A 19,035-nucleotide genomic window follows, 5' to 3' on the forward strand; every position below is an offset into this window, starting at 1 on the left:
GATATCCGGGACCCGGATGAGGTCAGGCGAAAGGTACCATGCATAGCCCTGGCCACCGTTTCGAACCGCCGGCGCCGCCGCTCGCGCCCGACCGCGTCACGGGTCTCGGCGTGCTCATGCGGGTCCGGCGCAACGCCTTCTCGGCATTCCCGGCCCGGTGCTTCACTGCGCCGGCGATCACGTACCGCCTGGGCATCACCGACCTGATCCTCGCCAACACCCCCGACGCCATGCGTCATGTTTTGGCGGATCATCCGGACCGGTTCCGCCGCGTGCGGGCGACAGGGCGCGTGCTCGGTCCCATCCTCGGCCGGGGCCTCGCCGCGGCGGAGGGGGAAGCCTGGCGGCGGCAGCGGCGCACGCTCGCGCCCGCCTTCACGCCGCGGACGCTGCCCGTCCTCTCGCATCATATCGCGGCATGCGCGGAGGCGACCTGCGCGCGGATCGAAGCCGCGAAGGGCGGCCCGATCGATCTCCTGTCGGCGATGCAGGACCTGAGCCTGGATATCGCGGCGCGCTCGATGTTCTCGCTCGAGACGGCGCGGTTCGGGCCCGAGCTGCGGCGCCTGCTCCTGTTCTATTCCGCCACGATCGGACGTCCCCGCGCGAGCGATTTCCTGCTGCCATCGACGCTGCTGACACCGACGGATGTGCGGCGCGCCCTGTTTCGGCGGCGCTGGTCGCGGATCATCGCCGCCGTCATCGCGGAACGCCGGTCCACGGCCTCGCCCGATACGCCGCGCGACCTGTTCGACATGCTGGCGGATGCTTACAAGGACCAGGACGAGGGCTTGTTGGCCGACGAGGTGTCGACGATGCTCTTCGCCGGCCACGAGACCACGGGGCTGACGCTCTTCTGGGCGTGCTATCTCCTCGCCAACGCCCCCGACTGGCAGGACGCCGTGCGCGACGAGGCGCGCGCCTGCGACGTGTCGCCGGGTTCGGCCGGAGAGGCGCTCGCGCGCCTGCCGCTGACCCGGGCCGTGGTCGAGGAAACCCTGCGCCTGTATCCTCCGGCCTATATGTCGGCCCGCGAAGTCGGGGACCCGCACGACCTCTGCGGATCACCGGTCCGAGGTGGCAGCCTCGTCCTCCTGCCCTTCTGCATGCTGCACAGGAACCCCGCGTTCTGGGCCGCCCCCGCGCGTTTCGATCCGTCGCGCTTCCTCGGCGCTGCGAGGCCGGACCGGTTTACCTTCCTGCCGTTCGGTGCCGGACCGCGGGTCTGCATCGGTGCACAACTCGCCGTGGCGGAGAGCGTGCTCGTCCTCGCGCGGCTCCTGCGCGGCAACGCGATCGCGATGGAACAGGCCGATCCTGTCCAGCCGATCGGATCGTTCTCGACGCGGCCGAGCCACGTGCCGGTGTTCACGCTGCGCCCCTGCCTGCCTTAGGCGCCCGAGCGGGCCGGCATCCGAAAGGATCGGTCGCGCCCGGATCCGTGCAGCCATCACACGCTGGTGTCGGAACCGGGGTGACGTCTTCCGGTGCGGCAGGGGAGCGAAGCTCAGGTGGTCGTCTCCGGATATCACCCGGGGCTCCCGCCGTCAGTGCGCCGCAACCTGCTTCGCGAGCTCGGGACGGCCGGATTCATCGTAGCGTCGCGCGAAGCTGAACCCGGATGCCGTCGGTCCCGCATCGGCCAGGATCTCCAGACGTTGGACGCCGTCCGACCAGGTCGGGACGACATCCTCGGGAACCCACCACAGAACGTAACCCGGCCATTGCGGCGGCTGAAACCAGGCCGAGCGCCGTTTCAGGGCGTCGCGATGCAGCCCTTTGTAGGCGAAGCGGCGGGCGGCTTCGCAATCGCGCCACAGCGACAGCGTTTGAACCATGCTGGCGCCGCTCGCCTGCCAGTTCGCGTCGAAGAAGCGCGGCGCCACGTAGACGCCCCAGGGCCCGAAATCCTCACCGTGACCAGCCCGGCCAAGCAGGTCGGGACGCGCATCCCCCGCCTGAGCGATGAAACCGTCCGCACCGCCCAGGGTCGGGAATATCATGCGGGCCATGCCGGCGAATTCCGTCAGCGCCTCGGACTGATACGCACCCTTCAAGATTCCGAATGTGTAGAGCGCGACCCGAGCCATCCGACATTCTTTCTCTTTATATCGACTATTTCGGTGCGCTTTCTGCCCAAGACCCCTCTATTCCTGGGGCACATCCGTTGAGAGCAGAGAATTATGATACCCGCTCGCATCCTCGCTGATGCCGACGCACGATCATTGGTCAGTCCAGCCGCGTATTCGGCTTGCCGAGGCGAAGTCTTCGGCACCGGCCGACAGCTTCGTGATGGGGATCGTACGGCGGAGGCCGTCCAAAGCGGCCGTCGCGCCGACCAGACCGGCAGCGTGAGATTATAAATACAAACCTGGTTCGGTCAACGTATTTTATAGTCTTTCGAAATGTTACATAAGAAACGAAAGATTTTGAATTTGTATCGACGCTGTAACGAACCGGTCTTATCGAGACGCGAACCTCGCCTTGATGCGATGCATTTCGAACACGTGATTTTATTGACGCCGCGACATGGGAGACCAAATGCCGAAGTCTTGGTTCGTGACAGGCAGTTCCCGCGGCCTCGGCCGGGCGATCGTCATGGCCGCCCTCGAGGCCGGGCACAAAGTCATGGCGACCGCGCGCAACCCCGGTGACCTCGACGATCTCGTCATCCAGTATCGCGGACGCATAATCCCCTATGCGCTCGATGTCTCCGATGCCGCCGCCGTCGGCCGGGCGGTCGCCGACGCGAAGGACACATTCGGCCGGGTCGATGTGGTCGTGAACAATGCGGGCTATGCCAGCCTGGCGTCGGTCGAGGACATGAGCCAGGACGCCTTCGCGGACCAGATGGCGACGAACTTCTTCGGCACCGTCCACGTCTCCAAGGCGGTTTTGCCGATCCTGCGCGCGCAGGGCGCCGGGCATATCTTCCAGATCGCGTCGGTCGGAAGCCGCATCGCGTCGGTCGGCCTGTCCGCATACCAGGCGGCCAAGTTTGCCGTTCGCGGCTTCAGCCTCGTCCTCGCGCAGGAGCTCGCTCCGCTGGGGATCAAGGTGACGATCCTGCAGCCGGGCGGCGTGCGGACCGATTGGGCCGGCTCCTCGATGACGATCCCGGTGATCAGCGAGCCCTATCGGCAGACGGTCGGGCCCTTCGCCGAGATGTTGCGGGCCGGGTCCGGCAGGGAGCCCGCGGATCCGAGGAAGGTGGCCCGGGCGATCGTCGATCTGTCCGGCCGGGACGATGCTCCGGTCGAGCTCCTGATCGGCGAGGATGCCTATGCCTATGCGCAACGCGCAGCCGATGCCGTGGCCGCGTCCGACCGGGCCTGGAAGGACCTGACTGTATCCGTCGCGTTCTGAGGCCGGGCGCGGACCCGGAATGCGCGTCTGCGCCCGGTCGCCCCTGCGGCCTGTCCTGATGAGAGCGGAGTGCTGCGTGCATGGCGAGTGAACAGGCCCGACGGGGCTGGACGTGGGGGCGCCGTCTGCTCGCCGTCTTCGCGGCGATCGTGATCCTGGCCGGCATCGCCGGCGCGGCGGTTCTCGGCCCGATCCTTCTCAGGCCGAACGCCTACAAGGCCGTCACCTCGATCGAGACGCAGGCCACGTTCCACGATCCTGCGCTCCTGGCGCAGGCCTGGGCTCTGCCCGTGGCCGAGAAATACCGGCAACGGCCCTACGAATACCAGAGCAACCCGAGTTTCTGCGGTCCGGCCACCGTGGCCAACCTGCTGCGCTCGCTCGGGGTCGATTTCTCGCAAGCCGATGTCATCCGCGGCACGAAGTTCCAGCCCTGGTTCGGCATCCTCGTGAACGGCCTGACGCTGGACGAGCTGGCGGATCTGATCCGCAAGCGGCTCGATCGCCCGGTGCGCGTCGTGCGCGATCTGTCGTTGCCCGCGTTTCGCGAGGCGATGCGCAGCAGCAACGATCCGAGCAAGCGGCTGATCGTGAACTTCCATCGCGGGCCGTTGTTCAGCCGGGGCGCCGGGCACTTCTCGCCGGTTCTGGGCTACCTGCCGGACCGGGACCTAGTCTTCGTCGGCGACGTGAACGGAACCTACACGCCGTTCCTCGTCGGGACGGAACGCCTCTGGCAGGCCGCGACGACGATCGACGGCACGTCCGGCAAGGCCCGCGGGTTGCTGGTCATCGATTCCACTCTTCCCTCGCCGTGATGGACAGCCCGCCCGCGAATGGTGCGCCCCGCGTGCCGACGCAGCCCGGCGCCATCGCGTCGGTCGCGACCGCCGGCGCGGGCGATCGCGACGCGGATTGCCTTCTGTGCAGGCAATCCGGTCAGGTACGTCAGGCCGGCACGGCCTGGATCACGTTGCAGAGCGTGCCGATGCCGGCGATCTCGGTCTCCATCACGTCGCCGGGCTTACGTGCGTTGCCGATGCCGGGCAGGGTCCCGGTGGCGATGATATTGCCGGGAACAAGGGTGAGGCGACTCAAGAGATCGCCGATGGTGGTGGCCGACCGGTTGCGTTCGCCCTGACGGTAGCTGGCGGAGAGGGGGGGATTCGAACCCCCGATGCCCTTGCAGGCATGCCGCATTTCGAGTGCGGTGCATTCAACCGCTCTGCCACCTCTCCGCAAGGTGCCTCGATGAGACGGGCGGTGCCTAGCACGCGCGCTCGGGCTTCACAAGCGATGTCGACGCGCCGGGCGCCGATCAGACGACGATCGTGATCGCCTGCGCGGCGCGGGTCAGGCCGGTATAGAGCCAGCGGGCGCGGTGCTCGCGGAAGGCGTAGGATTCGTCGAACAGGGTCACCCGGTCCCATTGCGAGCCCTGCGCCTTGTGCACGGTCAGGGCGTAGCCGTAGGTGAACTCGTCGGTCTCCCGGCGCAGGAACAGCGGGATCTCCTCGTCCGTGCCGGAGATCATCGCGCGCAGCACCTTGATGTCGGTGGCCCGGCGGCGCAGCGCCGGGTCGTCCTCGGGGACGACGTCGAGGCGGACCAGGTCCGGGCGCGGCGGGGCACGCAGGGCCTGGACCGTCCAGGTCGAGCCGTTGAGCAGGCCCTTCACCCGGTCATTGCGCAGGCAGACCAGCTTCTCGCCCACCGCCGGCATCGGGTCGGTGTGGCCGGCGAGCTCCCGGAGCCGGTTGTTGTAGAGGCGGCGGGTCTTGTTGAGGCCGACCAGGACCTGGTCGCATTCGAGCACCTCGGCCGGGTCGAGGGTGCGGCGGGAGACGATCCGGCTCTGCCCGTAGGTGCCGAGCTCCAGCCGGCCGCCCTCGCGCACCGTCATGGCCATGCGGACGATCGGGTCGTCCTTGGCCTGGCGATGGACCTCGGTAAGCATCACGTCCGGCTCGGCCTCGGTGAAGAAGCCGCCGCCCCGCACCGGCGGCAGCTGCGCCGGGTCGCCCAGCACCAGCACCGGCCGGTCGAAGGACAGGAGGTCGTTGCCGAGGTCGGAATCCACCATCGAGCATTCGTCGATGATGATCAGGTCGGCCTTCGCGGCCGGGCCGGAGCGGTTCAGCGTGAAGGTCGGGCCGCCCTCCTCCGCCTCCTTGGTGCGGTAGATCAGCGAGTGGATCGTGGCGGCGTCGTAGCAGCCCTTCTGGCGCATCACCGAGGCCGCCTTGCCGGTGAAGGCGCCGTAGACCACGGTGCCGTCGACATCCTCGGCGATGCGGCGGGCGAGCGTGGTCTTGCCGGTGCCGGCATAGCCGAACAGCCGGAACACCTGGCTCCCGCCCGTCTTCCGCCAGGCGGCGATGGCCTTCAGCGCCGCGTCCTGCTGCGGCGCGTAAGCCGAGGGCAGCCCCGCGCTCACGGCCAGCGCACGGTCGGCGGCAGGGACGACAGGATCGAGGCGACGTTGCCGCCGGTCTTCAGCCCGAAGATCGTACCCCGGTCGTAGAGCAGGTTGAACTCGACGTAGCGCCCGCGCCGCACCTGCTGCTCCTCGCGGTCGGCCTCGGTCCAGGCGGTGCGGAGGTTGTCGCGGACGATCTTCGGATAGGCTTCCAGGAAGGCGCCGCCGACATCGCGGGTGAAGGCCAGATCCGCCTGCGGATCCCCGGTCCAGCGATAATCATAAAAGATACCGCCGATGCCGCGGGGCTCGTTGCGGTGCTTGAGGTGGAAGTATTCGTCGCACCAGGCCTTGTAGCGGGCATGGTCGACGCCGTGGGCCGCGCAGGCGCGCTCGAGGCAGGCGTGGAAGTGGCGGCTGTCCGGGTCGTCCTGGTTGCGCCGCCGCTCCAGCACCGGGGTGAGGTCGGCGCCGCCGCCGAACCATGCCTTGGTGGTCACGACGAAGCGGGTGTTCATGTGCACCGTCGGCACATGCGGGTTCCACGGATGGGCGATCAGCGAGATGCCGGTGGCGAAGAAGCGCGGATCCTCGGCGGCCCCGGGCATCTGGGCCCGGAATTCCGGGGCGAACTCGCCGTGGACGGTGGAGATGTGCACCCCGGCCTTCTCGAACACCCGGCCCTTCAGCATCGCCATGACGCCCCCGCCCCCGGGCTGGCCGGTATGGTCGGTGCGGTTCCAGGGCGTCTTCACGAAGGTCCCGGCGCCCGTCGGCGCGTCCGGGTGGAACGGTCCCTCGGCCTCGGCCTCCAGGGTCTCGAAGGCCGCGAGGATTCGGTCGCGCAGGGTCGCGAACCAGGCCGCGGCCTCGGATTTCATGGCCGTCACGTCGGCCTCGGACAGGGGGGCAGTCAGGGCTGCGCGGGGGTCGTCCGGCATCGTCATGCGCTAGGCTTTCCCACCGCGCCGATGGGGCGTCAATCGGCGGGCGGCAATTCGATTTGCCGCGCCGCCCGACGCCGCCTTCCCGGGCCGACGCGCCATCGCGGCGCACGGGCTGCCGGGCCGGTGTCCCCTTCGGCGGCGGGCGCTCTAGATCAGCCGGCCCCGCGCCGATCCGGCGCCGCCCCGAACCGTCAGGACAGCCCGAGCCATGGCCGACACGCTCCGCCTCTTCACCTCGCCCTCCGCCTTCCCGAATCCCCAGCGCCTGCGCCTGTTCGCGCACGAGAAGGGCATCGCCCACCTGTTCGACGAGGTGATCTACGACATGGCGCCGGGGGGCGAGCAGCGGCACTGGCGCCATCTCAAGATGAACCCCTGGGGCGAGACCCCGACCCTCCTGCTCGCGGACGGGACCATGCTGTCCGAGACCGCCGCGATCGTGCGCTACCTCGACGCGGCCCATCCGGGGCGCCGCATCACCGGCGATACGCCCCTGGAGCAGGGGCTCGACACGATGTGGGAGAACCGGATCTGGGTGCACATCCTCTACCGCATCACCACGATGTTCCACGTGCTGCACCAGGGACTCGGGCCCAAGCTGGAGCTGACGCACAACCCGCAATGGGGGGAGCATTGCCGCAAGGAAGCGCTGGGGCACGCCGCCCTGGTGGACCGCCATCTCGCGGACGGCCGCGCCTGGATGCTCGGCGGCGATGAGCCGACCTTTGCCGACATCACGCTCTGCACGGCGATCGCCTTCTCGAAATTTCCGGTCTGCGCGACCCCGCTCGACGAACGGTTCGAGCAGCTCGACGCCCTATGGCGGCGCTGGCAGGCGCGGCCGAGCTTCAAGGCGGCCTATGCCGATGGCGGCAGCGGGCTGGCGGAACTCGACCCTCTCAAGACCGCGTAGGACGGGTCTCGGGTTTCGGTTCGGCGTAGGCCCGGCGCCGAACCGCGCCTCCGCCTCAGCGCCGGCCGCTCTCACCCACCGGCTTGAGCAGGCCGGTGGCGCTCGCCACCAGCTCGCCGTCCGCATCGCGGATCTCGGCCTCGCAGAAGATCACCGAGCGCCCGGCGCGGGTGACGCGGCCCTCGGCGAGCAGGACGTCGCGGCCCGGGGCGAGGAAGCGGGTCTGCATGTCGAGGGTGACGACCGGCCGGCCGGCCTTCAGCCGTGCGGCGGTGCCGAGGGCGACATCCAGCAAAGTGCAGATCACGCCGCCATGCGCGATGCCGAGATTGTTGGCGTGCTCGGGCCGCAGGGCCAGGCGCAGCCGGGTCCGGCCCTCGTGCACGTCCAGCGCCTCGATCCCGCAATAGGTCACGAACGGGATGTGGGCCCCGAAGACGGTGCCCTGTTCCGATGGTTGATCCACGCCGCTATCCCCAGATCATGTTCCGCCGACATCGTCATCGCGCGGGCGGTATACAATCCCACGCGGCCGATCCCACGGAGCGGGACGTGTTTCCGGTCTGTTGCGAGACCGGACAGGGATTTTCGCAGACGAAGCCCTCCGGTTGACGGCCCCGAAAGGCGTAACGCGCGCGGCGCAAAAGGACCCGTTCCCGTTCAAGTGCGGCTCGCCGCTATCGGTTTGCTCGGGCGACGATTTCAGCTGCACCCGCGGCTTGAGTAATATGCGTGTTCACGACCGACGCATTGTGTAAGGAAACTCTCGACGACGACTTGATTTTGCTGCACAGACGATAGAACCGTGCACCACCGTCGGATAGAGGGAGTCATCGATGGACGACATCGCCACAGATCAGCAGCAGACCTTTATCGAGCAGGCGTCGGACATCGTGTCCGCGTATGTCTCGAACAATTCCGTCCCGATCAGCGAATTGCCCGCGCTCCTGGCCGGCGTTCACGCGGCCCTGGCGAAGCTCTCCGCTCCGGCAGCCGCCGTCACCGAGACGGCCGACAAGCCGACGCCGGCGCAGATCCGCAAGTCGGTGACCCCGGATGCGCTGATCTCGTTCATCGATGGCAAGCCCTACAAGACGCTGAAGCGGCACCTGTCGCGCAACGGCCTGACCATCGAGCAGTATCGCGAGCGCTTCGGCCTGCCGCGGGACTATCCCTCGACTGCGGCCAGCTACTCGGCCCAGCGTTCCGAGCTCGCCCGCAGCCTCGGCCTCGGCCAGCAGCGCCGCAAGTCCGCGGCGCCGGTGCAGGAGCCCGATGAGGAGCCGGCCGAGAAGCCGAAGAAGGCGACCCGTGCGCGCAAGGCCAAGGAAACGGCCTGATCGAGCAAACGGTCTGATCTCGAGAGACCCGATCCAGGGACCTCGATCAGACCGATGATCCCGGGCGGCGGCGCGCATGCGTGCCGCCCGGATCGCATGAGCCTTGTCGCAAGCTTCGCGGCCTCGGCGTCGATCAGGCGAAATCCGCCAGATCGTCGGCCACGTCCCCCGCGGCCCTCTCCGTCTCGGCCTTTTCGGCCTCGCTCTTTTCAGCCGTGTCGGCTTCGGGCCGCCGGCCCGGCGACGGCGGCCGACCGCCCTCCCCCGGCATATCGCCGTCCGGCCCGTCGGTGGTTTTGTCCGGCACCCGGCTCGCCATTCTGTGCTCTCCCGTCGTTCGTGCGGTTGTCGAGCAAAGACATCAGTCTTGCGCCCGTTCCGCACCCGCCGCCGCACGGGTGCCGGCTGAGGGGCTGCCGCAGCCGTCCCACGTCCTTAGTAAGCAGAACCCGGCAACCCGAACCCGGGACGAAGCGCCGCTCGGGCCCGCTTCGCGACGCGCGCGACGATTGCGTAGGATGACCGCAGGCCACGGCCATGGGAGCAGGGATTGGGCAATCGCTACGGGCTGGAGATTCGCGCAGCTGCGGGGCCCGACGCGGCGGGCCTCGCCAACCTGTTGGGCGAGGCGGGCATCGCGGTCGGCGCCATCGATCTCGCCGCCAGGCTCGACGCTCTCCAGAGCAGCGGCGGCACGGCGCTTGTGGCGGTGGAATGGGGACCGCCGAGCGGGCTGATCGCGCTCAGTCCCGTCCGCACGCTGGATGCCCCGAAGGCCTTGGGCCTCATCACGATCCTGGTCGTCGCGTCGGATTCCCGCCGCAAGGGCATCGGCCGGGTGCTGCTGAAGGCGGCCGCGCGGGCGGCGCGGCAGGCCGGGTGCGAGCGGCTGATCCTCAGCGTCGGCCCCGGCCAGGATGCGTTGCACGCCTTCTGTCTGGCGGCCGGCTTCACCGGCGACGGGCAGATCCTCACGCGCCCGTTGCTCAAGCGAGGCTCGACGGACCCTTGAGATCCGCGACACCATGGGCGCAGCCAGCGGGCCGTATCGGGCGTTGACCTCACGAGACTGGAGTTCGACCGATGCTGCGATCCGAGACCCCGCCGCCGCCCGGAAACCTGCCGGCCGATGCCCCGCCGGATTCCGAGAACCCGACCTCGGCCCAGCTCAAGGGCGACATCGACAGCGGCCGGACCGGCGACAAGATCCCTCATGTCGATGTCGGGGCCGCCCCGCTCGGCACCTGCGACGAGGCCGGCGGCACGCCGCCGACGCCGCAGCGGGTCCGGCTCGCGCGGCTGACCGAGCGCGCGCCCTCCGAGAAGGCGGCAGCGGGCGTCATGCAGCAGCGCACGCCCTGGATCACCCCGGCCTATGCCGGCGCCATCGTGGCGATCGCGGCCGTGCTGGCGATCGCTCTCTGGTTGACGCACTGACCCGGAGCCGGAGCCGGACAGTACCGGGATGGTGCAGGACGGCACGGTGCCGATGCGGGCAGCTTAAAGGTCGATTCACGTCGATGCGGTTAGCGTGAGCTTACTGCAGTCTTGCGTAACCCGATCCTCATGCCCCCATCCGTCGACGCTCCGCCGGACCTGTCCGGGCTCCTCGAATTGTCGCGGATCGAGAATCTCGATCTGAAGCCGGTGATCCTCCGGGTGCAGACCGACCTGTTCGTCCGGTCGCCCGGCCGGGATCGGGCCCAGGTCGAGATCTTCGAATCCCTGGCCTGCGGCCTGATCCCCACGGTGGACGACGAGACCGCCGAGGTCGTCGCCCGCAAGCTGGCCCCCTTCCCCGAGACGCCCCCCTCGGTCCTGGAGGCCCTCGCCGTCCGGGGCGGCGCCGTCCGCGACACGGTGGTGACGTTGGCCCCCGTGCTGAGCCACCGCCTGATCGAGGCCGCGCTGGCCGACGGCTCCGACATCGCCGCCCGCATCGCGGCCCGGGTGGGGCTGAGCCGCGAGGCGGTCGACGAACTCTCCCGCGAAGGCCGTCCGGAGATCGACCTCGCCCTGGCGGCCAATCTCGGCATCACCCTGCGCGGGGCGGAGCTGGCCCGGCTCGTGAGCCGCGGCCGCAGCGTCGCCGAACTGGCGCGCCTCCTCCTCGCCCGCCCCGACGTCTCGGCCGCCGACCTCGTGCCGCTCTACCTCCATGCCGACCCGATCCGCCGCGAGGTGATCGGCCGGACCGTCGAGGCGACCGCCGCCCTGCGCCCCTGCCCGCCCCCGCCGCGCGGCCTCGGCGAGACGCTGACGGGCCTCTCTTCCAATCAGGACGTCCCGACCTTCATCGCGGCCCTGGCCGACGGCCTCGGCCTGGCGCACGATTTCCTCACCGTGGTCGCCGAACCCGGCGCGCGCTACGACCTGCTGACGCTCGGCCTGCGCGCCGCCGGCCTGCACGAGGAGGAGGCGGTCTACATCTTCCTCACGCTCAACCAGGGCGTGGCGCGATCCGCCGAGCGGGTGGCCGGGTTGGTGCGCCTGTTCCGGACCGTGAGCCGGCCGGCCTCGCGCGACCTGATCGCGGCGATCCTCGACACCCCCCTCGCCGAGCGCGGACGGAGCGAGGCCCACCAGCCGCTGCACGGCCCGGAGGCCAAGCTGCGTCAGGGCCCCGAGCGCGCCGGCGCGCAGCGCCCGCCCCTGCCGATGCGCGCCTTCCGGGCGACCGGCGGCGAGGCCGGCTGACGCACGAAGGTCGGGGATTCGAAAGGGTCCAGCCCTTGTGCGGGTGAAGGGCGAAGCCCTTCCTCATCAGGGCTCCGCCCTGAGAACCCGCCAAAGGGCGAGGCCCTTTGGGAACCCGTGGCTCTACGTCGGTTCAGCGGGGCTCCGCCGGACCATGCCAGGCAGGCTGCCGGTCGGAGGCTTCCAGCGTGTCGTTCGAGGCGGGCTCGTCCACGCCGGCGCGGCGGCTCAGCTCGGCCATCAGGCCCCGGGCCAGCACGGCGCGCACCGCCCGGCTGTCGGGGGGGACCGCCTCCAGGGCGGCCGGCAAGGCCGCCTTGGCGCCCGCGACCGCCGATCCGGTGAGCTTGCGCGTCTCCGCGGCTGGATCCGTGCCGTTACGCAGCATCGCCAGATACGATAGCGCGCCGATCACCAGCGCGGCGCGCAACAGGAAGGTCATCGGACGGGCTCCTTCGCGGACATCGCGCGCTATCGAAACCCGAAAATGCGTCGGGTTTCGTGAACTCCGCCGCAACCCTCCCGGTTTTCGGCATCCATGGTGAACGAAGCCCGTTCCCGGGCGTCTGGTTACCTTGCGGAAAGCATCCCGAGCAATCGGACAAGTCCCGCAACACTCGTTTAAGCCGCCCCTGCGACTGTCCGGTAGTCGTTTTGAAGTCGAGCCGGAGGCGCGAGGAATGTCGATTGGCATTCACCGCGGCGCGTGTGAGCCTTGCCTGTTAAAAAAGCCCTGACTTCTCTGCTCGACGACCGCCTCGCGGGTCTGGTCCACGAATCCGTGGCGGACGATGCGAGCGTGCGGTTCCGGCATGAGCGTTTCCTGATGTCGCGCCTCGCCACCGGGATGGTGATGATGGCGGCGCTGCCGCCCTATCTCGTCTGGCGCGGGGTCCCGTCGGGCATCGAGGTGCTGGCGATCGCGAGCCTGCTGCTGCCGGTGCTGGCCGCCGTCCTACTCGCCCGCACCGGCTCCCTCTGGGTGGCGCACGCGGTCTCGTCGGCGGGACTGACCGGATTGGTGGTCTGCCTGGCGGGACTCACCGGCGGCGCCGCCTCCCCGGCCGCGGTCTGGCTGGTGGCGATTCCCCTGGAGGCCTTGGTCTCCGGCTCGATGCGCGCCACGGCGGCCGCCGCCGTCCTGGCCGTGCTCGGCGTGCTCGGTGTCGTCTCCCTCGGCTCCTGGGCCGGCACCGTGCCGATGATGGACATCTCGGCCAGCGTCGCCCTGCCGGTCTTCGCGATCACGGCGATCGGCCACGTCGCCGCCCAGGCCCTGGAGCACATGCGCAACGAGGGCACCTGGCGCGAGCGGCTGCGCGACAACGAGGCCCGCGACCGGCTGCTGCTCTCGGCGATCGACGACCTCGTGACCTGGCACGACCGCAACGGCCGGGTGCTCGAGGCCTCGGTCTCGGCGAGCCGCCTGGTCGGCAGCGACGCGGCGCGGCTACGCGGCCACGGCCTGCTGGAGCGGGTCCATGTCGCCGACCGGCCGGCCTTCCTCAAGGCCGTGAGCGATGTCGCCGCGACCGGGCGGCCCGCCACCCTGCCGCTGCGCCTGCATGTCGAGCCGGCCGCCGGCCGTCCCGACGGCGCTCGCCTGATCCATGCCGAGATGCGCGCCCACCGGATCGAGCACGGCCCCCACGATGCGGCCATGACCGTCGTGGCCGTGACCCGCGACATGACCGAGCATCACCGCCACGCCGAGGAGCTGGAGCGCGCCCGCGCCGAGGCCGAGCGCGCCGACGCGATCAAGGGCCGGTTCCTGGCCAACGTCACGCACGAGCTGCGCACGCCGCTCAACGCGATCATCGGCTTCTCCGAGGTGCTGGCCGGCGAAGGCGCGATCAGCCTCAGCCCCGATCAGGCGCGGGAATATGCCGGGATCATCGGCTCGTCCGGCCATCACCTGCTCGGCGTCGTCAACACGCTGCTCGACATGAGCCGGATCCAGAGCGGCAATTTCGACTACGCGCCGGAGATCTTCGATGCCGCCGCGCTGGTCCGGTCCTGCTGCGACCTGATGCGCCTCAAGGCCGAGGCGGCCGGGGTCACCCTGGTGGCCGCCGTGTCGGGACCGATCGAGATCACGGCCGATCCGACCGCCTGCCGTCAGGTGCTGATCAACCTGATCTCGAACGCCGTGAAGTTCACCCCGCGGGGCGGCCGGGTCGACCTGTCCCTGCGCCCGGGTCCGGACGGGCTCGACATCGTCGTGGCCGATACCGGGGTCGGCATCGGCGAGGGCGACCTGCCCAAGCTCGGCACGCCGTTCTTCCAGGCCGGGAGCGGCGGCTACAAGCGCCAGCACGAGGGGACCGGCCTCGGCCTCTCGGTGGTCCAGGGCCTGGTCGGCCTGCATGGCGGCGCGCTGCAGATCGAGAGCGCGCCCCAGGCCGGCACCGTCGTGACCGTGACGCTGCCTCTGGTCTGCCGGGATCCGGCGGCCGCCGCCGGCCCCGCCCCGATCCGCACCGCCGTGCGGGGCGCCAGCCCCCCGCGCCGGTCGGTGGTGCGCCTGCCGCTCGGCCTGTTCGACGCCGAGCCGGCCGCCTCGGAGCCGACCCTGCGTCGGGCCGGCTGAGCCATCGATCCGCGAGAAGGAGACACGATGTCAGGCTACCGCGAGATCACCGTCCCGGGGGAGGCACGCTCCGCCCGCCGTCCGGCGCCGCGCCGGGCCGCCGCCGCCCCGAGCGACTGGCGCGGCGTGCTGGTCGGCGCGTTGAAGGCCACGGGCGCCTCGTGCCGGAACAGCCCCGGCACGGTGCTGAGCAGCCTCGTCGCCGTGGGCGCGGCGGGCTTCATCTGCTTCAACGCGCTGGGGCACCAGTCCGGCCGCCATCCGGCGCCGATCCTGCCGAAGGTCGCCGCGCAGAAGGCCCCGCCCCCGCGCGAGGCGGCGGCCCCGAAGGAGGCGATCCGGGATGTCGCCAAGGAACCGACGCAGCCCGACCGGGCCGCCCCCGCCAAGCAGGCCGTCCGCGACCCGATCGCCGAGCTGATCCGCTCCGACGAGACCACCGCCTCGGTGACGCCCCGGGCCGTCCCGGCCAGGGCTGCGGCCAAGCCGGTGCAGAAGGATGCGCCCAAGGAGGCTTCGAAACCGGCGAAATCCGAGAAGGACGCGGATCCGGTGCTGCGGGCGCAGAAGGCGCTCTCGAAGCTCGGCTATCCGGTCAAGCCCGACGGTGCCATGGGGCCGGGCACGCGCGCGGCGATCGAGAAGTTCGAGCGCAGCGCCAAGCTGCCGGTGACCGGCGAGGCGTCGGGGCAGACCCTGCGCGCGCTGATGTCCCGCGCCGGCGGCCAGGGGTAGAGCGCCCGCCGCCGGGGCGAAGACCGATCCGGCGGCCGGCGCGTGGTGACCACGACGCCCGACGAGGCCCCGCCGGCGCGATGCGCTCAGTATTGCGTGCCGGTGAAGCGGCAGATCGTCTTGCAGCGCGGGCCGCCATTGCCCTGCCACGACTTCGCGTGACCGATCGACCCGGTCATATCCTGCGTCGGATTTCCGCCCGGGCGATGGACCACGATGTTGCAGGCATCGCTCGGCGTCCGCTGGTAGCGGGGGCACGACCGCGACTCGCGATTGCCCAGCAGATCCATCAGCGTGTCCGCCCCTGCGCTGGCCGGCGCGCTCACGGTGAACACCGACGTCATGACCAGTGCAGCAATCCAAGCGAATCTCGGCATGCAGATGCTCCTTTCCGCGCCGCCTCCTGCAGTTTTTAGCGGCTTATGCTCAGTTAATCATCATATTTCAGAGTATATGTGCGGAAACACACATCGATAGATTTGGTTTTAATCCCGAACATCTCAGAAATTCTTTCGGGAATATTTTGCGTCCTCCATCGTATGTGCGGATACCGCAGCGACGAGGCGCTCCGAGCCGATCATCCGGTTGCACCGGTCGGCGCTTTCGCGCATCCCGGGGACGCTTCCGGGAGGCCCGACACGCATGCGCCTGCGCTCCGATTTCTGGGTTTCCGCCCATCTGCGCCGCCTCGGGGTCGAGGGCATCCCGGCCGTGCTGCGCCGGCGCGGCTCTCCCGAGGCCGGGGCGATCTTCGTGAAGGTCGACCGCCTCGACGGCACCGCCGACCTCTACGGCCCCGCCCCCCAGGCCCTGTTCGAGGCCGAGGACAGCGGCGACCGCCGTTTCACCGCCCTGATCACGGGCGGCACGCCGCTCGACGTCGAGGAGCGGTTGACCAAGGAGATCCGGTTCGATTCCGACCTCTGGATCATCGAGATCGACGATCGGCAGGGGCGGCATTTCTTGGAGCTGGCTGAGTAAGCTTCCGTCTTCGAGACGATACCTTCTCGGCCGTTTTCATATCATCCGGACCGCGGCATATCGCTCTTTCCGGCGTATTAAAATATATATTTCCGATATTCGCCCCAGCAACAACCGGCCTATCCCTGCTGCTATCCGACGAATACGCAAATAGCCAGGTTTCAGCGAATAGAATAGCCAGCTTACGCTTATTTCGCCCGGAAACCCATGCTCCGAATTTAACTGTCAGTTTATGGAGTGTTTGTACGCCCAGCCTGACGGGGATCTGGTGATGGACATGAAGATATCGTTCGTTCTGAGAGGTCTGATCGGGCTGCTCGCGATAGGCTTCCTCGCGCAAGGCGTCATGAGTGTGCTGCAGCTGCGCGCCGTCAACGCCAATGCCCGAGATCTCTCCGACAACTGGATGCCCAGCGTGCAGGCTCTGGGCGACCTGAAATACAGGATTACACGGCTCCGGCTCGCCGATGCCCGCTATGTGACCGCGCTCGAGCCCGTTGCCGAACTGGACTCGGTATCCGCGCGGCGCCTCAAGGAGGTCGAAACCGTCGCCACGCGCTACGAGCCGCTCATCGCAAGCGCGGATGAACGGGCCGCGTGGCAGGTCTATCAACAGAACTGGACCGCGTATCTCGGCTTTCGTGCGAAGATCATGGCCGCCGCCCAAGCGAAAGACCAGGGCATCTTGAACACGCTCTTCCAGACGTCGCGCAAGACGTTCGACGAGGTGATCCAATCCCTCGACCGCAGCACGGCCTTGAATGTCTCGGGGGGCGATGACGCCAAGGCCAAGGCCGAAGCGTCCTACGAGCATGCCCTCTGGATGATCGGCCTGCTCTGCTGCGCATCCTTTGCCTTTGGGCTCGCCGGCATCGTCTATGTGCTCGTCGGCGTGACGCGCCCGATCAACCGCCTGATCCTGCGCATGCGGAATTTGGCGTCCGGCGATGTCGAGGCCTCGGTGCCCTACACGGACCGCACCAATGAGATCGGCTCCATTGCCGCCGCCGTTGAGGCGTCTCGGGAGAACCTGGTGCGGACGCGGCAACTGGAACAGGAAACGGTGCTGGCCCGGGCTTCCGCCGAGGAGCAGCGCAAGGCCGGAATGCGCCAGATGGCCGATGCTTTCGAGGACGCGGTCGGCGGTATCGTCGGCATGGTCTCCTCGGCCGCCACGGAGCTTCAGACGACCGCACAGACCATGACGGTCACGGCGGGGGAAACCGCCAACCAGTCCGGCTCGGTCGCCGCGGCGGCCGAACAAGCCGCCGCCAACGTCAACACGGTCGCTGCGGCGGCCGAGGAACTCGGATCGTCCGTGCAGGAGATCGGGCGCCAGGTTTCGGGCTCGTCCGATCTGGCTCAGACGGCGGTGGGCGAGGCCGACCAGACCATGCAGCTCGTCCAGGCCCTCAGCCAAGCCTCCTCGCGGATCGGCGACATGGTCGGGCTGATCTCCAACATCGCGAGCCAGACCAACCTTCTCGCGCTCAACACCACCATCGAGGCGGCGCGCGCCGGCGAGGCCGGCCGGGGCTTCGCGGTGGTCGCCACCGAGGTCAAGGAACTGGCCACGCAGACGGCACGGGCGACGGAGGAAATCAGCGGCCAGATCAGCCAGATCCAGGGCGTGGCGGGCCAAGCGGTGGCGGCGATCGGCTCGATCACCACCCGCATCCGCGAGATCAACGGCGTGGCAACCTCGATCGCCGCCGCCGTCGAACAGCAGGGTGCCGCCACGCAGGAAATCGTCCGCAACGTCGCTCAGGCGTCCGCCGGCACCAGCGAGGTGACGAGCAACATTACGGGCGTCGCGCGCGCCTCGGAGGCGACGGGATCGGCGGCCAATCAGGTGCTGTCGGCGGCCTCCGAGCTGTCACGCCAATCCGAGCACCTGAACGGCGAGGTCCTCCGGTTCCTCTCGACCGTCCGGGCGGCCTGAACCGGGACGGTTACCACTTTGCGGCGGGCCGCCTTCATGGGCCCGCCTCGAAGCCCGGGATGGACGAGAACCGATCCAACGCGGCTTCGGGTGACCGACCATTGGAGGCTGGCGCGCGCCCTACCCCCACAGATCCGCCTCCGGCGGGTGCACGATGCTGCCGTCGTAGCGCAGCGGCGGGTCGCGGTCGCGGGCGAGCAGCAGCGGGCCGTCGAGGTCGACGAAGTCGGCCTGGGACGCCAGCAGCGTGGCGGGCGCCATGCCGAGCGAGGTGCCGAGCATGCAGCCGACCATGACGGAGAGGCCCCGGGCCCGGGCCTCCCGGGCGAGCAGGATGGCCTCGGTGAGGCCGCCGGTCTTGTCGAGCTTGATGTTGATCGCGTCGTAGCGGCCGGCGAGCGCGTCGAGGCCGGCGCGGTCGTGCAGGCTCTCGTCGGCGCAGACCGGGACCGGGTGCGGGATCTCGGCGAGCAGGGCGTCGGCATCGGCCGGCAGGGGCTGCTCGATCAGGGCGACGCCGGCCTCCAGGCAGGCCGCGAGGTTGGCCTCGACGGTCTCGGGCCGCCACGCCTCGTTGGCGTCGACGATCAGCCGCGCTTGCGGCGCGCCCGCCCGCACGGCGGCGATGCGCTCGGGGTCGCCGGCCCCGCCGAGCTTGACCTTGAGCAGCGGCCGGTGGGAGGCGGCCCGGGCAGCCTCGCCCATGCTCTCGGGGGTGCCGAGGCTCAGCGTGTAGGCGGTCACCGCCGGGGCGGGGGCGGCCAGCCCGGCGATCTCCCAGGCCCGGCGGCCCTGGAGCTTGGCCTCCAGGTCGAACAGGGCGCTGTCGAGGGCGTTGCGGGCGGCGCCCGCCTTCATCCGCGTCGCGAGTTCGTCCCGCCCGATCCCGGCGCCGATCGCATCCGCCTGTCCCTCGATCAGGGCGACGACGCTCTCGACGCTCTCGCCGTAGCGCGGATACGGCACGCATTCGCCGCGCCCGACCCCGTTCGCGTCCGTGAGGGTCGCCACCACCACGGCGATCTCGGTGCGGCTGCCGCGGGAGATCGTGAAGGCGCCGGCGATCGGGAAGCGCTCGACGGACAGGGTAAGGCGGCGGGCCATG

At 69.6% G+C, this 19,035-nt stretch carries 21 protein-coding genes and 1 tRNA gene; 12 read left to right on the forward strand and 10 right to left on the reverse strand.

Annotated elements, in window-relative coordinates; translation table 11 throughout:
- Nucleotides 1–38 precede the first annotated feature (38 nt).
- Complete coding sequence (locus tag BMZ47_RS08605; RefSeq protein WP_091860801.1) at nt 39–1,394, forward strand: cytochrome P450; 1,356 nt, start codon at nt 39–41, stop codon at nt 1,392–1,394.
- 153 nt (nt 1,395–1,547) lie between these two features.
- On the opposite strand, the gene BMZ47_RS08610 is transcribed toward BMZ47_RS08605, so the two are convergent.
- Nucleotides 1,548–2,090 carry a DUF3291 domain-containing protein gene (locus BMZ47_RS08610; protein WP_091860804.1) on the reverse strand — a complete coding sequence of 181 codons (543 nt, stop codon included), beginning with the start codon at nt 2,088–2,090 and terminating at the stop codon, nt 1,548–1,550.
- 469 nt (nt 2,091–2,559) lie between these two features.
- Here BMZ47_RS08610 and BMZ47_RS08615 point away from each other — a divergent pair, with 469 nt between their 5' ends.
- Nucleotides 2,560–3,366: an SDR family NAD(P)-dependent oxidoreductase gene (locus tag BMZ47_RS08615; protein ID WP_244536766.1), complete on the forward strand. Its 807-nt coding sequence runs from the start codon at nt 2,560–2,562 to the stop codon at nt 3,364–3,366.
- A gap of 80 nt (nt 3,367–3,446) precedes the next feature.
- Nucleotides 3,447–4,184 carry a phytochelatin synthase family protein gene (locus BMZ47_RS08620; RefSeq protein ID WP_091860810.1) on the forward strand — a complete coding sequence of 246 codons (738 nt, stop codon included), beginning with the start codon at nt 3,447–3,449 and terminating at the stop codon, nt 4,182–4,184.
- Between the two features lie 130 nt (nt 4,185–4,314).
- On the opposite strand, the gene BMZ47_RS28905 is transcribed toward BMZ47_RS08620, so the two are convergent.
- The 4 genes from BMZ47_RS28905 to hemF all read right to left on the reverse strand — a co-directional run bounded on the left by BMZ47_RS28905 (nt 4,315) and on the right by hemF (nt 6,732).
- Nucleotides 4,315–4,464 carry a fumarylacetoacetate hydrolase family protein gene (locus BMZ47_RS28905; protein ID WP_244536767.1) on the reverse strand — a complete coding sequence of 50 codons (150 nt, stop codon included), beginning with the start codon at nt 4,462–4,464 and terminating at the stop codon, nt 4,315–4,317.
- Between the two features lie 50 nt (nt 4,465–4,514).
- Nucleotides 4,515–4,604 (reverse strand) — tRNA-Ser (locus tag BMZ47_RS08630).
- A gap of 80 nt (nt 4,605–4,684) precedes the next feature.
- A complete protein-coding gene (locus tag BMZ47_RS08635) occupies nt 4,685–5,803 on the reverse strand; it encodes an ATP-dependent DNA helicase (RefSeq protein ID WP_007563537.1) in 1,119 nt (372 codons plus the stop codon).
- Entirely contained in the window at nt 5,800–6,732 is a 933-nt protein-coding gene (gene hemF, locus BMZ47_RS08640; RefSeq protein ID WP_091860816.1) for an oxygen-dependent coproporphyrinogen oxidase, read from the reverse strand. Before hemF ends, BMZ47_RS08635 begins: the two co-directional genes overlap by 4 nt.
- A gap of 208 nt (nt 6,733–6,940) precedes the next feature.
- On the opposite strand from hemF, the gene BMZ47_RS08645 reads away from it, so the two are divergent.
- Nucleotides 6,941–7,645, forward strand: a complete 705-nt coding sequence (locus BMZ47_RS08645; protein WP_091860818.1) for a glutathione S-transferase family protein — start codon at nt 6,941–6,943, stop codon at nt 7,643–7,645.
- Nucleotides 7,646–7,700: 55 nt separating this feature from the next.
- On the opposite strand, the gene BMZ47_RS08650 is transcribed toward BMZ47_RS08645, so the two are convergent.
- Complete coding sequence (locus BMZ47_RS08650; RefSeq protein ID WP_091860820.1) at nt 7,701–8,111, reverse strand: PaaI family thioesterase; 411 nt, start codon at nt 8,109–8,111, stop codon at nt 7,701–7,703.
- 370 nt (nt 8,112–8,481) lie between these two features.
- Between BMZ47_RS08650 and BMZ47_RS08655 the strand changes: the two genes are divergently transcribed.
- On the forward strand, nt 8,482–8,985 hold the full coding sequence (locus tag BMZ47_RS08655; protein ID WP_007563545.1) for a Ros/MucR family transcriptional regulator: 504 nt from the start codon (nt 8,482–8,484) through the stop codon (nt 8,983–8,985).
- Between the two features lie 133 nt (nt 8,986–9,118).
- Here BMZ47_RS08655 and BMZ47_RS08660 read toward each other — a convergent pair whose 3' ends face one another.
- Entirely contained in the window at nt 9,119–9,304 is a 186-nt protein-coding gene (locus tag BMZ47_RS08660) for a hypothetical protein (protein WP_091860823.1), read from the reverse strand.
- Nucleotides 9,305–9,535: 231 nt separating this feature from the next.
- On the opposite strand from BMZ47_RS08660, the gene BMZ47_RS08665 reads away from it, so the two are divergent.
- From BMZ47_RS08665 to BMZ47_RS08675, 3 genes are all read left to right on the forward strand, one after another.
- Entirely contained in the window at nt 9,536–9,997 is a 462-nt protein-coding gene (locus tag BMZ47_RS08665; protein WP_091860826.1) for a GNAT family N-acetyltransferase, read from the forward strand.
- 71 nt (nt 9,998–10,068) lie between these two features.
- Nucleotides 10,069–10,422: a hypothetical protein gene (locus tag BMZ47_RS08670; RefSeq protein WP_091860829.1), complete on the forward strand. Its 354-nt coding sequence runs from the start codon at nt 10,069–10,071 to the stop codon at nt 10,420–10,422.
- A 129-nt stretch (nt 10,423–10,551) separates the two neighbouring features.
- The gene (locus BMZ47_RS08675) at nt 10,552–11,682 is read left to right on the forward strand and encodes a hypothetical protein (RefSeq protein ID WP_091860832.1); all 1,131 of its coding nucleotides are present in this window, start codon (nt 10,552–10,554) and stop codon (nt 11,680–11,682) included.
- 133 nt (nt 11,683–11,815) lie between these two features.
- On the opposite strand, the gene BMZ47_RS08680 is transcribed toward BMZ47_RS08675, so the two are convergent.
- Complete coding sequence (locus BMZ47_RS08680; RefSeq protein ID WP_091860835.1) at nt 11,816–12,124, reverse strand: hypothetical protein; 309 nt, start codon at nt 12,122–12,124, stop codon at nt 11,816–11,818.
- 273 nt (nt 12,125–12,397) lie between these two features.
- Here BMZ47_RS08680 and BMZ47_RS08685 point away from each other — a divergent pair, with 273 nt between their 5' ends.
- Entirely contained in the window at nt 12,398–14,272 is a 1,875-nt protein-coding gene (locus BMZ47_RS08685) for a PAS domain-containing sensor histidine kinase (protein ID WP_091860838.1), read from the forward strand.
- A gap of 27 nt (nt 14,273–14,299) precedes the next feature.
- Entirely contained in the window at nt 14,300–15,007 is a 708-nt protein-coding gene (locus tag BMZ47_RS08690; RefSeq protein WP_091860841.1) for a peptidoglycan-binding domain-containing protein, read from the forward strand.
- 86 nt (nt 15,008–15,093) lie between these two features.
- Here the strand turns inward: BMZ47_RS08690 and BMZ47_RS08695 are convergent, their stop codons facing one another.
- On the reverse strand, nt 15,094–15,351 hold the full coding sequence (locus BMZ47_RS08695; protein WP_085985795.1) for a hypothetical protein: 258 nt from the start codon (nt 15,349–15,351) through the stop codon (nt 15,094–15,096).
- A 298-nt stretch (nt 15,352–15,649) separates the two neighbouring features.
- Here BMZ47_RS08695 and BMZ47_RS08700 point away from each other — a divergent pair, with 298 nt between their 5' ends.
- Both BMZ47_RS08700 and BMZ47_RS08705 read left to right on the forward strand, forming a co-directional pair.
- On the forward strand, nt 15,650–15,988 hold the full coding sequence (locus BMZ47_RS08700) for a DUF1491 family protein (protein ID WP_091860844.1): 339 nt from the start codon (nt 15,650–15,652) through the stop codon (nt 15,986–15,988).
- Nucleotides 15,989–16,259: 271 nt separating this feature from the next.
- Nucleotides 16,260–17,930, forward strand: a complete 1,671-nt coding sequence (locus BMZ47_RS08705; RefSeq protein WP_167369015.1) for a methyl-accepting chemotaxis protein — start codon at nt 16,260–16,262, stop codon at nt 17,928–17,930.
- A gap of 120 nt (nt 17,931–18,050) precedes the next feature.
- Here BMZ47_RS08705 and dgcA read toward each other — a convergent pair whose 3' ends face one another.
- Nucleotides 18,051–19,034 (reverse strand): N-acetyl-D-Glu racemase DgcA, encoded by a 984-nt coding sequence (gene dgcA / locus BMZ47_RS08710; protein ID WP_007563565.1) that lies wholly within the window; start codon nt 19,032–19,034, stop codon nt 18,051–18,053.
- Between the last annotated feature and the right edge of the window lies 1 nt (nt 19,035).

Source organism: Methylobacterium brachiatum, from assembly GCF_900113845.1.
GTDB lineage: Bacteria > Pseudomonadota > Alphaproteobacteria > Rhizobiales > Beijerinckiaceae > Methylobacterium > Methylobacterium brachiatum.